The sequence below is a fragment of the Nonomuraea sp. NPDC049709 genome (assembly GCF_040674815.1).
In the GTDB taxonomy this organism is placed as follows: Bacteria; Actinomycetota; Actinomycetes; order Streptosporangiales; family Streptosporangiaceae; genus Nonomuraea.
Window position 1 is genome coordinate 64,645 of sequence record NZ_JBFANM010000029.1, and the last position, 15,639, is coordinate 80,283.

The 15,639-nt window shown below is 70.7% G+C and carries 18 protein-coding genes; 9 read left to right on the plus strand and 9 right to left on the minus strand.

Translation table 11 applies throughout. The features are described from left to right. A complete protein-coding gene (locus AB0J69_RS28045) occupies positions 1-1,320 on the minus strand; it encodes an extracellular solute-binding protein (protein WP_364122984.1) in 1,320 nt (439 codons plus the stop codon). 263 nt (positions 1,321-1,583) lie between these two features. Here AB0J69_RS28045 and AB0J69_RS28050 point away from each other — a divergent pair, with 263 nt between their 5' ends. From AB0J69_RS28050 to AB0J69_RS28060, 3 genes are read left to right on the plus strand one after another with little or no spacing between them, the layout of a single operon-like run. After that, entirely contained in the window at positions 1,584-2,588 is a 1,005-nt protein-coding gene (locus tag AB0J69_RS28050) for an SIS domain-containing protein (RefSeq protein ID WP_364122986.1), read from the plus strand. A gap of 3 nt (positions 2,589-2,591) precedes the next feature. Further along, positions 2,592-3,461, plus strand: coding sequence for a PfkB family carbohydrate kinase (locus AB0J69_RS28055; protein ID WP_364122988.1), 870 nt, complete (start codon positions 2,592-2,594; stop codon positions 3,459-3,461). A 30-nt stretch (positions 3,462-3,491) separates the two neighbouring features. Further along, the gene (locus AB0J69_RS28060; protein ID WP_364122990.1) at positions 3,492-4,583 is read left to right on the plus strand and encodes a LacI family DNA-binding transcriptional regulator; all 1,092 of its coding nucleotides are present in this window, start codon (positions 3,492-3,494) and stop codon (positions 4,581-4,583) included. 31 nt (positions 4,584-4,614) lie between these two features. On the opposite strand, the gene AB0J69_RS28065 is transcribed toward AB0J69_RS28060, so the two are convergent. Together AB0J69_RS28065 and AB0J69_RS28070 are read right to left on the minus strand one after the other, a co-directional pair. Continuing rightward, entirely contained in the window at positions 4,615-4,953 is a 339-nt protein-coding gene (locus AB0J69_RS28065) for a chorismate mutase (protein WP_364122992.1), read from the minus strand. A gap of 48 nt (positions 4,954-5,001) precedes the next feature. Further along, entirely contained in the window at positions 5,002-6,174 is a 1,173-nt protein-coding gene (locus tag AB0J69_RS28070; protein ID WP_364122994.1) for a 4-hydroxybenzoate 3-monooxygenase, read from the minus strand. 413 nt (positions 6,175-6,587) lie between these two features. Here AB0J69_RS28070 and AB0J69_RS28075 point away from each other — a divergent pair, with 413 nt between their 5' ends. Beyond that, positions 6,588-6,995 carry a DUF2267 domain-containing protein gene (locus AB0J69_RS28075; protein WP_364122996.1) on the plus strand — a complete coding sequence of 136 codons (408 nt, stop codon included), beginning with the start codon at positions 6,588-6,590 and terminating at the stop codon, positions 6,993-6,995. Positions 6,996-6,999: 4 nt separating this feature from the next. Here AB0J69_RS28075 and AB0J69_RS28080 read toward each other — a convergent pair whose 3' ends face one another. The 3 genes from AB0J69_RS28080 to AB0J69_RS28090 are packed head-to-tail and all read right to left on the minus strand — an operon-like array spanning position 7,000 to position 8,630. Continuing rightward, entirely contained in the window at positions 7,000-7,254 is a 255-nt protein-coding gene (locus tag AB0J69_RS28080; RefSeq protein ID WP_364122998.1) for a hypothetical protein, read from the minus strand. Positions 7,255-7,311: 57 nt separating this feature from the next. Then, positions 7,312-7,683 carry a hypothetical protein gene (locus AB0J69_RS28085; protein ID WP_364123000.1) on the minus strand — a complete coding sequence of 124 codons (372 nt, stop codon included), beginning with the start codon at positions 7,681-7,683 and terminating at the stop codon, positions 7,312-7,314. After that, entirely contained in the window at positions 7,680-8,630 is a 951-nt protein-coding gene (locus AB0J69_RS28090) for a DUF6221 family protein (RefSeq protein WP_364123002.1), read from the minus strand. The genes AB0J69_RS28085 and AB0J69_RS28090 overlap by 4 nt, the downstream gene beginning before the upstream one ends. 274 nt (positions 8,631-8,904) lie before the next feature. Between AB0J69_RS28090 and AB0J69_RS28095 the strand changes: the two genes are divergently transcribed. Further along, entirely contained in the window at positions 8,905-10,239 is a 1,335-nt protein-coding gene (locus AB0J69_RS28095) for a hypothetical protein (protein WP_364123004.1), read from the plus strand. Positions 10,240-10,299: 60 nt separating this feature from the next. Here the strand turns inward: AB0J69_RS28095 and AB0J69_RS28100 are convergent, their stop codons facing one another. Beyond that, entirely contained in the window at positions 10,300-11,703 is a 1,404-nt protein-coding gene (locus AB0J69_RS28100; protein ID WP_364123006.1) for a hypothetical protein, read from the minus strand. A gap of 209 nt (positions 11,704-11,912) precedes the next feature. Between AB0J69_RS28100 and AB0J69_RS28105 the strand changes: the two genes are divergently transcribed. Continuing rightward, the gene (locus tag AB0J69_RS28105; RefSeq protein WP_364123008.1) at positions 11,913-12,053 is read left to right on the plus strand and encodes a hypothetical protein; all 141 of its coding nucleotides are present in this window, start codon (positions 11,913-11,915) and stop codon (positions 12,051-12,053) included. A 121-nt stretch (positions 12,054-12,174) separates the two neighbouring features. Next, positions 12,175-12,957: an SAM-dependent methyltransferase gene (locus AB0J69_RS28110; RefSeq protein ID WP_364123010.1), complete on the plus strand. Its 783-nt coding sequence runs from the start codon at positions 12,175-12,177 to the stop codon at positions 12,955-12,957. Between the two features lie 187 nt (positions 12,958-13,144). Here the strand turns inward: AB0J69_RS28110 and AB0J69_RS28115 are convergent, their stop codons facing one another. Further along, positions 13,145-13,498 (minus strand): hypothetical protein, encoded by a 354-nt coding sequence (locus tag AB0J69_RS28115; RefSeq protein WP_364123012.1) that lies wholly within the window; start codon positions 13,496-13,498, stop codon positions 13,145-13,147. Continuing rightward, entirely contained in the window at positions 13,495-13,965 is a 471-nt protein-coding gene (locus AB0J69_RS28120; protein WP_364123014.1) for a hypothetical protein, read from the minus strand. The genes AB0J69_RS28115 and AB0J69_RS28120 overlap by 4 nt, the downstream gene beginning before the upstream one ends. 261 nt (positions 13,966-14,226) lie before the next feature. Here AB0J69_RS28120 and AB0J69_RS28125 point away from each other — a divergent pair, with 261 nt between their 5' ends. Both AB0J69_RS28125 and AB0J69_RS28130 read left to right on the plus strand, forming a co-directional pair. Continuing rightward, complete coding sequence (locus tag AB0J69_RS28125; protein WP_364123016.1) at positions 14,227-14,730, plus strand: hypothetical protein; 504 nt, start codon at positions 14,227-14,229, stop codon at positions 14,728-14,730. Between the two features lie 112 nt (positions 14,731-14,842). After that, complete coding sequence (locus AB0J69_RS28130; RefSeq protein WP_364123018.1) at positions 14,843-15,583, plus strand: response regulator transcription factor; 741 nt, start codon at positions 14,843-14,845, stop codon at positions 15,581-15,583. Positions 15,584-15,639: the final 56 nt, after the last annotated feature.

The window sequence follows — 15,639 nt, forward strand, 5'->3', positions numbered from 1 at the left end:
CTACCTGGCCTCGGCCGAGGCCTGACGCACGCTTTCGAGCACCTTCTCGGCCGTCATGCCACCGCTGATGATCGCCTCGCCGCCGGCCAGCCACGCGTCGGCCACCTCGGGCACGGTGACGGTGTCGAGCCAGATGGCCAGCTTGGGCGCCTTGTTGACGAGTTGCACGCCCTCGTAGACGGCCTTGCTGGAGGTCTCGGGCGTGACCGCGCCGACGACCGTGCTGGGCTGCCCGTACGGCGGGGAGGACAGGGTCTTGGCGTTGTCCAGGCTCGTGGCGAACTTCATGAAGTCCACGGCCAGCGCGGCCCGGGGCGACTTGGCGTTGATCAGGTAGCCCTCGGGCGAGCCCTCCAGCACCGCCGGGTCACCCGCGGCGCCCTGCGGGACCGGGAGCTGGAAGATGCCGAAGTCGTCCGGCTTCACCCGGGCCGACGTGGCGTTGTCGAACTCCAGGATCTCCTGGTAGTACATGGCGGCCTTGCCGTTGGCGAACGCCTCCTGGGCGGAGCTGTAGAGCACGCCGTTCGTGCCGTCGCGGGTGTCGGTGCACTGGTCGACCAGGGTCCTGAACTGGCCGAGCGCCTTGACGTAGCCCGGGTCGTCGAGCTTGGCCGTGGCCGGGTCGAAGTCTGCCTGCAGAGTGGCCTCGGGCACGTTGTAGGCGAAGAGCTGCTGCAGGTAGTGCAGGGCGGGCCAGCCGTCCTTGTTGCCGAAGGCGATGGGCTCGTACCCGGCCTCGCGCAGGGGGCCGCAGGCGGCGATCAGCTCCTCGAACGTGCCGGGCACCTTGACCCCGGCCTTGTCGAAGGCGCTCTTGCTGTAGCCCATGAACTTGCCGTTGCCGTACAGCGGGATCCCGTAGTTCTTGCCGTCGCGGGCGAAGGCGGCCAGCGAGCCCGGGCTGAAGGTCCGGCCCCATTCGGTGTCCGGGCCGATCACCTTCGTGAGGTCGGCCGCGCGGCCGCCGCGGATGTAGTTGTCCGCCCAGTTGCCGGTCCAGGTGAAGTAGACGTCGGGCAGCGCGTCGGAGGCGGTGAGCGTCTTGAGCTTGTCCTTGATGCTCTGGTCGGTCTCCTGGATGAGCTCGATCTTCACCTGCGGGTGCTGCTTCTGGTACGCGGCCGCGAGGTTCTCGAAATAGGGGCCCGTGGGCTCACCGGCGAACTTGGTGAGGATGCTCAGCGTGCCGGAGAACTCCGGCTTGGCCGCGGTGTCGGCCGCCGGGGCCGGTGCGGCGGCACCGCCGCCTCCGGAGCAGGCGGCCAGCGTGAGGGTCCCGAGGAGTGCCGCGAACGTCGACAGTGCGCGAGGGCGCATGGGCTTCCTTTCTCTTCCAGGAGCCTTGGTGTTGGCCGACCATACAGCTCGTCTGATACCGGTACCAGACCCGTAAGCCAAGATCTTTCTTTCGTTAACCCGGCGTGACCTCATGACGCTCCAACGAATCCCTGCTCAGACCGGCTATAGAGGCAGGCGAGGTTGACGGCGCGAGGCGCGCTGTGCCAACGTGACTGCCGCGTGATACCGGTATCAGACCGCATGGACGGCGCCGGTCGCGGCATTTCCCCGGAAAGGATGCGATGATGCTCGGATTCGACGAGCCGGAATTTGTCTCCCAGGTGGCGAGCGCGGTGGCCCTGCGCCCTGAGATTGAGGAGCTGGTCGACCGGCTCGCGGACCGGGGGTTCGACCAGTTGCTCCTGGTCGGCGCGGGCGGCACATATGCCCAGATGTGGCCGTACGAGCACCTCGCCCGGCGGCTGTCCACGCTCGACGTGCGCGCCGCGATCGCGGCCGAGCTGATCGTCTCCGGTGACGCCCGGCTCGGCGAGCGCACGGTGGCGGTCTTCACCTCCGTCTCCGGCACCACCGACGACAGCGTCCGCGCCATCGAGTACTGCAGGTCCAAGGGCGCCTACACGATCGCCTTCACCGGCCACGCCGACTCGCCCATCGCCGAGAAGGTGGACGCGGCGCTCGTCTCCAAGCCCAAGACCTGGCCGTTCGACATGCAGCTGCTGCTGTTCACGGGCCGGCTGCTCGCCCGCAGGGGCGAGTTCGACGGTTACGGGAAGCTGGCCGACGAGCTGGCCGGGCTGCCCGGGATCCTGGTCGAGGTGGCCAGGCAGGCCGAGCCGGTGGCCGCCGCGTTCGCCGAGGCCCACAAGGACGCCGACTACCACTTCCTCATCGGCGGCGGGAACCTGTGGGGCTTCACCTACCTCTACTCCATGTGCATCCTCGAGGAGATGCAGTGGCTGCGCACCACCAGGGTGCACAGCGCGGAGTTCTTCCACGGCTCACTGGAGCTGCTGGAGGAGGACACGAGCGTGATCGTCTTCCAGGGCGAGGACGAGACGCGGCCGCTCACCGACCGCGCCGAGGCGTTCGCCCGCCGCGTCTCCAAGGACGTCACCGTCTTCGACACGCGTGACTACCCCCTCACCGGGATCAGCTCCGAGTTCCGCGGCCTGCTCGCGCCGCTCGTGCTCGACACCGTGATGAGCCGGGTCAGCAAGCACCTGGAGCGGGTCCGCGACCACTCCCTCGACCTGCGCCGCTACTACCGGGTCATGGACTACTGAGTAATGAGAGTGCTCGGCTTCGGCGACAACATCGTCGACCGGTTCGGCGACCGGGGCATCGACTACCCGGGCGGCAACAGCGTCAACGTCGCCGTCTACGCCCGCCGCCTCGGCGCCGAGGCCGCCTACCTGGGCGTCTTCGGAAACGACGACCTGGGGCGCTTCCTGCGCGAGTCGATCGCCGCCGAAGGGGTGGCCGTGGAGCGCAGCGTCGTACGGGCGGGTGAGAGCGGCGTCTCGCACCTGCGCGTCGACGACGGCGACCGCGTCTTCCTCGGCTGGAACGGCGGCGGCGTCACCGTGCGCGAGCCTCTCGTGCTCGACGACGACCTGCTCGCCTACGTGAGCGGCTTCGACCTCGTGCATTCGAGCGTCTACTCCCGCAGCGAGCCCGAGCTGCCCAAGCTGGCCGCGCTCGGCACGCTGGTCAGCTTCGACCTGTCCAGCGAGGAGGACTACCGCGACACCGGCTACCTCGACCGCGTCTGCCCGCACGCCGACCTGGTGCTGCTGTCCTGCTCCCACCTGGACGAGGAGGCCACCGCCGGCCTGCTCGCCGAGGCGGTACGGCGGGGCGCCCGGCTCGCGCTCGGCACCCGCGGCGTGCACGGCGCGCTCGCCCATGACGGCCGGGTCACCCTGTCGGCCCCGGCCCGCCTGGCCGAGGGCATCATGGACACGATGGGCTGCGGCGACGCCTTCCTCACCGGGTTCGCCGTCTCGCTGCTGCGCGACGGCTGGGCCGCCGGCTCCCCCGCGAGGCCCGCCATGATCGAGCGGGCCCTGCGGCAGGGCGCCGAGGCGGCCCGGGATCAGTGCTTCGTCGAGGGCGCCTTCGGCCATGGCCGGCGGGCTCCCGTGACTAGCATGTGATGGGCCGAACAGGAACGAGGGACGGGATCCATGCCAGCTGACCGTGGCCAGGCGGGGCCGACCATCTCCGAGGTGGCGGCGGAGGCCGGCGTGGGCCGCGCCACGGCGGCCCGGACGCTGGGCGGTTACGGATACGTCAGCCCCGAGCTGCGCGCGCGGGTGCTCGCGGCCGCCGAAAAGCTCGGTTACCGGGCCAACGCCCTGGCGCGGAGCATGTCCACGGGCGTGAGCCACACCCTGGGCGTGATCGTCGCCGACATCGGCAACCCGTTCTTCGCCGGGCTGCTGCGCGGCATCTCCGACACCTCGCGGGCGCGGGGCTTCGACGTGATCGTGCTGAGCACGTACGAGAACCTCCAGGAGGAGGTGGCGGCCACCGACGTGCTCATCGACAAGCGCGTGGACGGCATGATCGTCTCCTCGGCGGCCCTCGACCGCAACCAGGTCGCCCACCTCAGGGCCGCCATGGACCGGGGCATCCCGGTCGTGCTGGTCGACCGCGCGGTCGCCGCGCTCGACCTCGACGCGGTGGTCATCGAGAACCGGGAGGCGGCGCGCGAGGCGGTCGAGGTGCTCATCGCGGCCGGGCACCGCCGCATCGGGTTCGTCTGGGGGCCACCGGTCGCGAAGGTCCCCGCGACCAGGCGGGAGCTGCTGGCCGCCGCCGCCCACAACCTGTGGACGGACGGGGAGCGGCTGCGCGGATACCTCGACGCGCTCGATGACGCGCACATCCCGTTCGATCCGGAGCTGGTGATGGTCGGGCCCAAGACCGAGGAGCGGGTGGTGGGCGAGGTCGGCCGCATGCTCGCGCTGCCCGACCGGGTCACCGCCGTGTTCTGCACCGAGACCGACGGCATGACGGGCACGCTGCGCGCCCTGCGGAAGGCGGGGCTGTCCTATCCGGACGACGTGGCGCTGATCGGCTTCGACGACAGCGCGTGGGCCGCCGTCATGGAGCCACCGCTGACGATGATCGCCCAGCCGGTGCACGAGCTGGGCGCGAAGGCCGCGCAGGTGCTCCTCGACATCCTCGGCGGGGCCGCGCCCGCCCGCGAGATGCACACCCTGCGCTCACGCCTCATCCAGCGCGCCTCGGTGGCTGCTCCTCGGGAGGGCTGACCTGCCGGCGTGCTCGTTCTCCCCGGCGGCCTCAGGTGGCGCGGGCCGCGGCCCTGCTGCTGGCGATCAGCTCGTGGTGCCGGACGACCTCGGCGATGATGAAGGTCAGGAACCGCTCGGCGAAGACCGGATCGAGCTTGGAGTCCTCGGCCAGCGCGCGCAGGCGGCGGATCTGGGCCGCCTCCCGCTCGGGGTCCGCCGGGGGGAGCTGATATTCGGCCTTGAGCCGGCCGACCTCCTGGGTGCACTTGAACCGCTCGGCCAGCAGGTGGACGAGGGCGGCGTCCAGGTTGTCGATGCTTGCCCGGAGCCGCTGCAGCTCCTTGCGGACGAATATCTCCTCATCAGGCCGATCTTCAGAGGCTTTCACCACAAAAATGTCCCCCTTGGGCGGAATATGGCCTTTGAAGGGGAAATGTTACCCGCCAGCCATCAGGTCGGCGAAGGCACGAGCCGCCGCGCCCGAGGCGAACAGCCGCTCCAGCCGCGCCCTGGCGAGCTCACGGCGGAACGGCCCGGCCAGCGTGGCGTCACCCGACTCGTGCAGCATCTCGGTCATCCAGCGGGAGAACTCCTGGTGGTTCCAGACCCGCTTGAGGCATGTGGCCGAGTACGCGGCCAGCCGCTCGTCATCACCCTCGCGCAGCGCCGCGCGCAACGCGTGGGCCAGCACGTTCGCATCGGCGATGGCCAGGTTCATGCCCTTGCCGCCCATCGGGGTGATGATGTGCGCGGCGTCGCCGACCAGGAAGAGCCGGCCGTGGCTCATCGGGTCGACGACGAAGCTGCGCATCTCCACGACCGCCTTCTCCGTGATCGGCCCCTCGGGCAGGCCCGCGTCACCGAGCCGGAGCCTCAACTGCGCCCAGATCCGCTCGTCTCCCCAGTCGCCGAGGGCGTCGTCGGGCGCGCATTCGAGATAGAAGCGGCTGGCCCTGGGCCCTCTGGGGAACTGGGCCGCGAAGCCCGCCGGATGCACCGCGAGGAGCGGGTGGCGCGGCGGCGGGACGTCGGCGAGCACAGTGAACCAGCCGATGCCGTGGTCGTAGGTGTACGTGGTCAGCGCCCCCGCGGGCACGGCGGTGCGGCTGACGCCGTGGTAGCCGTCACAGCCGGCGACGTAGGAGCAGGCGATCTCGCGTACGACGCCATCCGGGCCCCGGTAGGTGACGGCCGGGGAGGCGCCGTCGAGGTCGTGCGGGCTCACCTCGCCCGCGTCGAACCGCAGATCTCCCCCACCCTCCAGGAAGGCCGCGACGAGCCGGCCGACGAGGACCTGCTGCGGCACGATCCGGCCCGCCCTGCCGTCGGCCAGGCCGGGAACGTCGAGGTAGCGCGGCTCGCCGTCCACGCGGATCTCCAGCATGCCGTCGCGCGGCGTGCCCGCGAGCACGCTGTCGGCCAGGCCCCAGTCCTCGAAGACACGCGCGCCCGCGTGTTCCAGCACGCCCGCGCGCTGCCGCTGCTCCACGTAGGACCGGCTCTGCCGCTCCAGCACCACGCAGGCGACACCGGCCCGCTGGAGCAGGTTGGCCAGGGTCAGGCCGGCCGGGCCGGCTCCGATGACGACGACCTCGGTGCTCTCGCGCATGCCGGTCTCCTGGGGGTGAGAGATCCCTACGGCTCGGCATCCGACACCAAGATCGACGCATCCGCAACCCTTCCAGGTCACGAGGGGTCCGCGGGGCCCTCCTCCTGCGCCACCGGCACGCCGCGGGCGAACTGCTGGAAGCGCTCGTTGTCCACCAGGCGGCCGTCCGGCCGCTCGGTGATCATCTTCCCTGCCACGCGTCCTCCCTCGATCGGGGACACTTTCATCCCGCCGCCACGCGTAGGAGTCGTTTCCGTATAAGGCGCACGGGTAGCCAGCTCAGGAGGGCCCGCTCTTCCCGGGATTCCGTGCCCGGGCCGGGGGGCGGGAGCCAGCCCGCCCAGTAGGCGGCGCTGTAGATCCTCGGTCAACACATCCACGCCACAGGGCGGACTCAGTCGTGTGGAGGAATCGTGCAACACGACGAATTCATCGGAAAAGTACAGGCACGCGCTCACCTCCGCGGCCGTGAGCAGGCCGAGCGGGCGAGCAGGGCGACACTGGAGACGCTCGGCGAGCGCATTCCCGAAGGGCTCGCCGAACATCTCGCCGCCCAGTTGCCGCACGAGATCGCCGAGAACCTCCGGCGTACCGAGGTCTTCGGGGGCCTCGGCACCGGGGAGCACTTCGGACGGGAGGAGTTCGTGCAGCGGGTCGCCGGCCGCGCCGGCGTCGACAAGCCGCAGGCCACCTACATCGCGCGGGTGGTGCTGGAGGTCACCGCGGAGGCGACGCAGGGCCATGTCATGGACAAGGTCTGCGACAGCCTCCCGCAGGACCTGCGCCCGCTCGTGACGGCCGGCAGCCGGGGTCACCTCTGACGGATCAGGCGCCCAGGTCCCGGACGATGTTGTCCAGCCGGTGGGCCAGGTCGTCGAGGACCTGGTCCGTCGGGGCGTCGTCCGGGAGCTGGGCCAGCACCTCGTCCCGCCGCGCGATGACCAGCCCCTTGTGGGCGTCGTCCACCTGAGCGGCCGGCATGACCACGCAGTCGCCCCGTACGAACACCAGCGTGGCGTCCGGCTGCGACGAGTCCAGCAGTTGGCGGACGCATTCTCTGTCGATCAGCGACATGGACATCTCAAGCTCCTCCGTCGGCTCCCGCCTGGCGTTTACCCAGCTGGGAGCTGTGAAACCTCAGCCGAACGTGGGCGGGCCGCCGTTCGAGCGGGACCGCCGCACGCTGAAGGCGACCAGGTAGACGGCCGCGGCCAGCGCCACCACGGCGGGCGGGACGGCCAGCGCGGGCCGGGCGGCGAGCAGCGCCAGCACGGTCAGCACCACCCCGGCGAGCAGCACGAGGGCGGCGGCGAGCAGGCGCAGGCTCAGTTTGTTCGCCGGCGGCGGGGATTGCGGCCAGTGCCCGTGACCGGCTCCGGGCACGCCCGGCACACCGGTGTCGCTCACCGGCCCGTCCTCCGGGGGCGGCGGCTCCCGCAGCACCGGAGCGAAGAACTCGTCGTCGGGATCGTCCCGCCGGTTCGTGCCGGGGTCGTCGGGCCGGTTCATGATGCGCCCCTTGCCGCCCATTCGTCCCGCCAGCCGGGACGCAGGTGGTAGCCGGCCGCCAGGCACCGCAGCGTCGAGCAGGGCGACCCGGCCGCGCACTCGGGGCAGTCCCGGCCGTGCTCGGCCAGCAGCGCCAGCTCGGCCGTGCAGCGCGCGACGACGTCGGCCGGGTCGTGCAGCGCGATGTGGATCGCCTCCACCGGCTGCAGCAGGTCGTCGTCGTGGAAGCCGATCGCGGCCACGCTCCGCCGCTCGTCGAACTCCAGCCGGTTGCCCTTGTGGGCCGGCACGTACCGCCAGGCGCGCGCCCCCGCCGACTCGGCGGTCGCCTTGTCCGCCTCGATCTGCGTACGCAGCCACTCCGGCATCGGCCCCGCCTCCCCGCCGCCCTCCAGCTCCCGCACGAACGGGGTGACCACGGCGTTCAGCTCCGCGATGAGCGCCTCGAGCGCGGCCTGGGCGTCGTCGAGATTGGGCAGCCCGGAGGCCCGCGCCTTGGTGGGGGTGGGCAGGCGGTCGGCGGGCAGGGGCAGGCGCAGCTCCATCGTGGTCAGCGCGGTCGGCCGCTCGTACGGCGGCGCCGCGTACGTCCCGTCGTCCCCGTCCTGCCGCTGCCAGCTCAGCCATCCGCCGGACAGCCGCACCGGCGCCGGCACGGCCAGCTCGATCACCGCCAGCAGGCCCCGCGCCTCCTCCGGCCGGTGGCAGGTGGCGTCCAGCACGCGGGCGTGGCGGCGTACGTAGGGAGAGTCCGCCACCGGCCGGGTGGCCACCTCCCAGGCCCCCAGCGCGAAGTGCAGCGGATCCAGCGTGACGCCCTCCGCCGCCGGCTCGTCCTCCGTGGCCGCGAAGGCGTGCCGCCACTTGCGCAACTGCTCGCCGTAGTGCTCCTGCGTGCCTTCGTGTGCGGCGTCGATCCAGAACGCCTGCGTTCCGGTGCCGGCCATGGCTCCCCCGAACTCATCCGATGTCCTCCGTCCGTGCCCCTCCTCTGCCCCGGGCCGATGCGAATATTGCCCGCCCGGGACAGGGGGGCGCCGGATCCGCGGGCCCCGTGGCCAATGCCGCCGAGCCGGCCGGGCTTGGGCGTCGCGACCTCACTTGACCTGGGGGAACGCCATACCACGCCACCACGTTTTGTGCTCGGAATATTACCGAACGTAACCGTAGGGTGTGCTCAGTGGCCCCCGGTGGGCCCCGCAGCTATCGAGAGGATCGAGCATGGCGCAGGAACCGAGAATCGACGTCGAGACCAGGGCAGACGGGATCGAGCGCAGTCTGAGCTCCGAGCAGGTCGAGCGGATCGCCGGCTCGCTCGGGCAGCAGGGGGTCTGGTTCGCCACCCCGCCGCAACGCCAGGGAGAGGCCCGCCAGGCCGAGCAGACCTGGGACCTGGTGGGCGACCAGCCGCACCACGGCCGCATCGCCACCGGCCGGGCGGCCGTGCACCTGGCCGACGGGCACGACGCGCTGACCAGGCCGCTGATCCTGGCCGACGGCTTCAACTACGGGCCGAGCGACCTGGACGAGCTGTGGCGGCACTTCAACAAGCCGTACCAGAAGGGCGCGCCCGGCTTCCTCGACCAGCTCAGGACGATGGGCATCGACGTCGTGCTGCTCGGGTTCGACCAGCGGCACATCTCCATCCAGGCCAACGCCGCCGTGGCGGTCACCTGCGTGCTGCGCGCGATCGAGGAGCGGCGGGGCGACAACCCGCTGGTCGTCGGCGGGGTCAGCATGGGCGGCATGATCACCAGGTACGCCCTGGCCCGCATGGAGAACGAGCGCATCGACCACCAGACCGACAAGTACTTCTCCTACGACACCCCGCACCTCGGCGCCTGGATCCCGCTGGTGCTCCAACAGCTCGCCTACCTGCACGAGGCGCTGGAGCCGCGCTCCGACGGTCCCGGGCAGGCGGAGCTGATCCGCAGCCCGGCCGCGCAGCAGCTCCTGTGGGGCTGGGTCGAGAGCGCGGACTACTCGGGTCCGGTGACGAGCTCCAGCGCGCTGCGCCAGGAGTTCCTGGAGGACCTGCGCAGGGTGGGCTGGTTCCCGATGCGCCCGTACAAGCTGGGCCTGGCCAACGGCACCGGCAACGGCACCGGTCCCGACCTGGCTCCGGGAACGCCGGTCTTCGACCTGCAGCACGAAGCGCTGCAGCTCACGGCCCGGATCCAGCCGGACATGGGCGAGCTGCAGAACGTCGGCGTCGTGCGCTTCGGCGCGCCGGTGTGGACGAGCGCCACCTCGCACGTGGCCGCGTTCGACGGGGCGCCCGGCGGCACGCTGGAGTCCTGGGGCCGGCTCGCCGACGCGGTGGGGCTGCCGATCCAGGACCGGTTCAGGTGGAGCTGCTTCGTCCCGGCGGTCAGCGCGATCGCCCTGGCCAGGGACCCGTTCCAGTGGCAGTCGGACCTGTACCGGGACCTCAGCGACCTGCCGAAGGACGAGACGTTCCTGGACGCGTTCTGCTGCGACGTGGCCAACACCGAGCACGGCTCCGTGTCCAGGCCGCTGATCGAGTGGTTCCTGGAGCAGCTCGCCGGCTGGTGACCTGCCCCTGAGAACACGAGTGCCGGCCCGCGGACCGCGAGCCGGCACTTTCCATGTCCGCTAGCGGATGCCCCGGTGCACGCACAGGAGCTGGTCGCGGGTGGCGTTCTTGTCGCGGTAGGCGATGGCGGCCGGGCCCTCGGCGCTGTAGTGCTCGGGCAGCCGCTCGTCGGCGGTCCAGCCGGAGCCGTTGAAGCTGGTCCACCACAGGCTCTGGTCCGAGCCGCCGCGGTGCACGCAGTAGAGCCGGTCCTTGTAGACGGTCAGGGCCGGGCCCTCCGTGGCGTGGTGGGCGGGCAGCTTCTGGTCGGGGCTCCACTTCGAGCCGTCCCAGCGCGTCCACCACAGCGCCGAATCGTCGCCGGCGCCGCGGTGCACGCAGTAGAGGTGGCCCCGGTAGACCGCCAGCGCCGGGTTCGAGCGGCTGGCGTGGCCGGGCAGCTTCTGGTCCGGGCTCCACTTCGAGCCGTCCCAGCGCGTCCACCACAGCGCCGAATCGTCGCCGGCGCCGCGGTGCACGCAGTAGAGCTGCCCGTCGTACGCGGCCAGCGCGGGAGCCACCTCGCTGAAGTGCTGCGGCAGCTTCTCGTCCGCGCTCCAGCTCGACCCGTCCCAGCGGGCCCACCACAGCGCCGCGTCGCCGCCGGCGCCGCGGTGCACGCAGTAGAGCTGCCCGTCGTACGCCGCCAGCGCCGGCCCCGCGTCGCTGAAGTGCTGCGGGAAGCGCTGGTCCTCGCTCCAGCCCTCCTCGGCGTCGTAGACCGCCCACCACAGGGCGGCGTCGCCGGCGTTGCCCCGATGGGCCAGGTAGAGCCGGTCCTGGAACTCGGCCAGGGCCGGGCTCGACACGCTGAAGTGGTCGACGAACCGCTGGTCCCGGCTCCAGCCCTCCCCCGGCTCGTGCACCGCCCAGTACAGCGCGGCGTCCCCGGCGGGCCGGCCGTCCTGCCGGGCCGGTACGAGCATGGCGGGCGCGGTCCACGGCGAGACCAGCTTGACCCCGTACGGCCGGGCGACCGAGGCGATCCAACCGGCCTTGGCCCGCACGGCGCGCTCGACGATCGGCGCGAGCCAGGGACCGAGCACGGTGCCCGCGGTCTCGCCGATGAGCTGCGGGATCTCGGCGGCCAGCAGCGCGGCCGACTCGTTGAGGTGGATCTCGTAGCCCCACCACCTGGCCACCGGCCAGACGTCGGCGCCCATGGTGCGCAGCTCACGCTGGAAACGGCGGACCCGCTCCTGGTCCTTGGAGGTGAGCTCGGCGATCTGGTGCTCGCTCTCCCGCCTGGCTTCGACCGCCTCGCGCGCCGGGGCATCTTCCAGCAGCTCGGTCTCGACCGCCGCGTCGACGGCGGCCGAGGCCAGCGGGTCGTCCTGGGCGTGCAGCAGCGCGGCCTCCCCGCCGAGCGCCACCTCTTCCTCCGTGTCGATACTGATCTTGTCGGCCCGGGTCTCGTCAGTCATTCCAGCCCCCTGGAGTAATAGATGCGCGAACTTCGCCATAGTAACTTTGAGTAGTGATTCGATTACTCTAAGGCTGGATTGTTCCGGGTAAAGCCCGGCGAACGGCGTGCAACCGCCCGCCGACCTCGCCGGACGTCCCCAGGGAGACGGACCCGGCCGCGTCGCCCTCCGACGACGCCGCCCGACTCCGGCAGAGCGGCAGCGTCTGCGTGAGTTGCACCGGCCAGCAGGAGACCGGCGGCTCGGCCTTCACCCCGGGTTCGTTCCACCCCTACACCCTCGACCCGGTCGCCGACGTGCCGAACCTGCTGCGGACGTACGCGGGACCGCGGAGCAACATCGGAACCTGACCCACGCCTGCCCTTCCCCAGAAGCCGGGTGCAGGCGATCTTCGACGAGTACGATCTTCCTCATATCGCCATATAGCCCGATATCCGATGACTTGCCGTTGTCCCTGGGAAGGCGCCACCGATGACCGAACGTCCGCTCGACACCGACATCCCGAGCCCAGCCCGCATCTACGATTTGTGGCTGGGGGGCAAGGACAACTACGAGATCGACCGCGTCGTGAGCGAGCAGATCCTCGCGGCCGTGCCCGAGTTGCCGGTGCTGGCACGTACCAACAGGGAGTTCCTCGGCCGGGCGGTGCGCTACATGGCCGGCGAGGCGGGCATCCGCCAGTTCCTGGACATCGGCACCGGCATCCCGACCGCGAACAACACCCACCAGGTGGCCCAGTCGGTGGCGCCGGACAGCCACGTCGTGTACGTCGACAACGACCCGATGGTCCTGGCCCACGCCCGCGCCCTGCTGCGCAGCGCCCCGGACGGGACGACCGCGTTCATCGACGCCGACCTGCGCGAACCCGACAAGATCCTGGCCGCCGTCCGCGACCTGCTCGACTTCGACCGCCCCATCGGCCTGACCCTCCTCGGCGTCGTGGACTTCCTCCCCGACACCGCCGAGGCCGCCTCGATCATCCGCACTCTCCTGGCCCCCATGGCACCGGGCAGCCACCTGGCCATCTCCCACGGCCTCGTCGGCACGCAACTCGACGAGGGCGTACGGCACTGGAACGAGAGCGGCGGCAGCCCGATGACCCTGCGCACCCTCGAAGAGGTCACCGGCTTCTTCGACGGCCTCGACCTCCTGGAGCCAGGCGTGGTCGCCCTCCCCCGCTGGCGCCCCGTCCCCGAAACCCTGTACGCCGACCGCGAGGCCGTCTATTACGCGGGCGTGGGCCGCAAGGCCTGACGGACAAGGGACCAGAATCGCCTGACCGACAGCGGGACCGGCCACGAGGAAGATCTCCGCGGGCCGCTCCTCGGCGCGCTGACGCCGGGGACCTCACTCAGGCGTGTGGCCGGCGCAGTGAGCCCTGGTGATTGCCTGCATCCTGACAGGATCCTGGTGCGGCACGCCGCCCTCTGCGACGAGTTCGCTATTCGGTGTCCTTGGGGTGTCGAGGCGACGCGTAGATCACCCAGACGGTACGCGTCGCGTCGTCGATGGCATAACGCACACGCCCGCCGCTCGTGACCTCGAACTCCCACTGTTCCAAGTCCTTGCCGTTGTGACGATGAGTCGCGAGGTCACCCCGTAGACGATGTTGCCGATCGTGGCTGGAGCCCGAACGTGGATCGACCCGCAGCGTCTCGAAGCACCGACGTGTATTGGCCAGGGCATGACGGCACAGCTCTTCCCAGCCCCGAACCGCGTCGCTGGTGCCGAACCGCACATCCCACTGGCCATCCGGAGGCGGCACCGTAACGCGATCCCCGCGCTTCGGGCTCATGCCGAGACCTGCACCGGCCCGAAGTCACCGTTCGTGGGCCGGCGGGCCTCGGCGTGGTGCACAGGGTCGGCCTTGATTCTGGCAGTGGCTCGCCAGCCCGCTATGACCTCCTGGGTAGTCGCATCGACGTCCAGTTCGGCCGCGTCCGAGAGGGCTTCAACCAGTTCCAGGGTGAATGCACGCAGCTCGTCCGAAGTCAGGTGGCGAACCCATGGGAAGACCTCAGGCATGGCTATGACCAGCGCACGCGCGGTGGGGTCGTGCTTGATCAAGGCGAGGAGCAACCGGGACGCGGTGTTCAGCGTCCGTTCGCGCTCCTCTTCACGGTCCGCCGCGGTCAGGTAGAAGTCGGGGGCGTCTCGATGCGTGACACGCACCCTTCCCAGGCGAGCCGCCCGCTCGGCGACCGCGCGTGGGTTTCTCGACAAATCGGAGAAGGTCACTGCGTCGGCATGGCTATTGCTCACCCATCGAGCCTATGTCAGAACACGTTCTGATGTCGGCGATCGACACCTTGAGGCCGAGCGTTGTCCCAGCGAGCCTCAGGTCGCGTGCGTGTGGTTCGAGCTCTCCGAGCAGGGGCTGATCAGCCGGATCACCGACTAATGGCCGGAGCCGTACGAAACCGCCGGCTGGCCGCGAGCATCTGGTGGAGCGCTGGTAGGGCGCTGATCCCGGACCGGTTGTCCCCGGCGAACCTCCGGTCGCGTCCCGGCATCGAAACGACCATGGACCTACGGCGCCTGAGACGCTCGCCCGCCCTGCTGTGTGCTCTGACGGCCCCGTTGCTGTACGCCGCGGTGAACCTGATCTCGTTCCGGATCGCCGCCCACCCGACGGGGCTCAACCCCTGGTACGAGGTGCCCTGGAACGACACTTTGCTGGAAGACCTGGACCGAGCCGTCGCACGGGCCAGGGCGGTGACCGTCAGCCTCACCGTCATCCTCGCCACCGAGGCCGCCCTTCTTGCCGCCCTCGACCGGCCGGGGCGGCGGACCACAGTCGCTGGAGGCCTGGCGTTCGTCGGGTCCGGCCTGGTCTACCTGCTGACTCTTGCCCTGGCTGTCGCGGTCAATCCCACGACTTCGCCCTGGAGGATCAACGACGAGTACGATCTCGCGGCGCTCGGTCCCGATTGGTACATGCCTGCGCTGATCGGGGTTGCCGTCAGCGCCATCGCCGGGGTGGCCGTCCGGGTTTTCACGATGGTCAGGGAGGGCCTGACGTCCTGACGGCGTCCACGCCTCCGCTGCTCAGAGACGGTCAAGCCTCGCTCATCGACTCACAGTCGATTCATAAGAAGCCATCATCAAACACTCATACAAGCACGTCATCGTCACGACCATGCACACGACCAGCACGAACCTCCAGTCCGGGCCGGTGCACCGGCCCCACGGCAACTCGATCAACATCCTGGTGGTGGACGACGAGCCCCCGCTGACGAAGCTCCTGTCGAGGGTCATGCGCCAGGAGTCGTGGGACGTGCGCTGCGCGCACAACGGCGGCGAGGCCATCCGCGTGGCCCGGGGCTTCCGGCCTGACGCGATCGTCCTGGACGTCATGCTGCCCGACATGGACGGGATCCAGCTCCTGCCCAGGTTGCGCGCGGTGCTGCCGCGGGTGCCGATCCTGTGCCTGACCGCGCGGGGCTCGGTGCAGGACCGGCTCCTGGGGCTGCGGGCGGGGGCCGACGACTACGTCACGAAGCCGTTCAGCCTGGAGGAGGTCGTCATCAGGCTGCGGGGACTGCTGCGCCGCTCGGGCGCGGAGCGGGCGCGGCCGGACTCCGGGCTCGCGGTCGGGGACCTCACGCTGGATCAGGAGACCCACGAGGTACGCAGGGCCGGCAAGGAGATCAGGCTGACGCCCACGGAGTTCGAGCTGCTGCGCTTCCTCATGCACAACCCGGGACGGGTGCTCAGCAAGGCGCAGATCCTCGACCGCGTGTGGGCCTACGACTTCGGCGGCCAGAGCAACGTGGTCGAGCTGTACATCTCCTACCTGCGCCGCAAGATCGACGCCCAGCGCAAGCCGATGATCCACACCGTGCGCGGCGTGGGATACACCATCCGACCGGCCGTATGACGATGTCGCTGCAGACCAGGCGGGTCGGCGTGACCAGCGTCCCGGGGAGGCCGGCG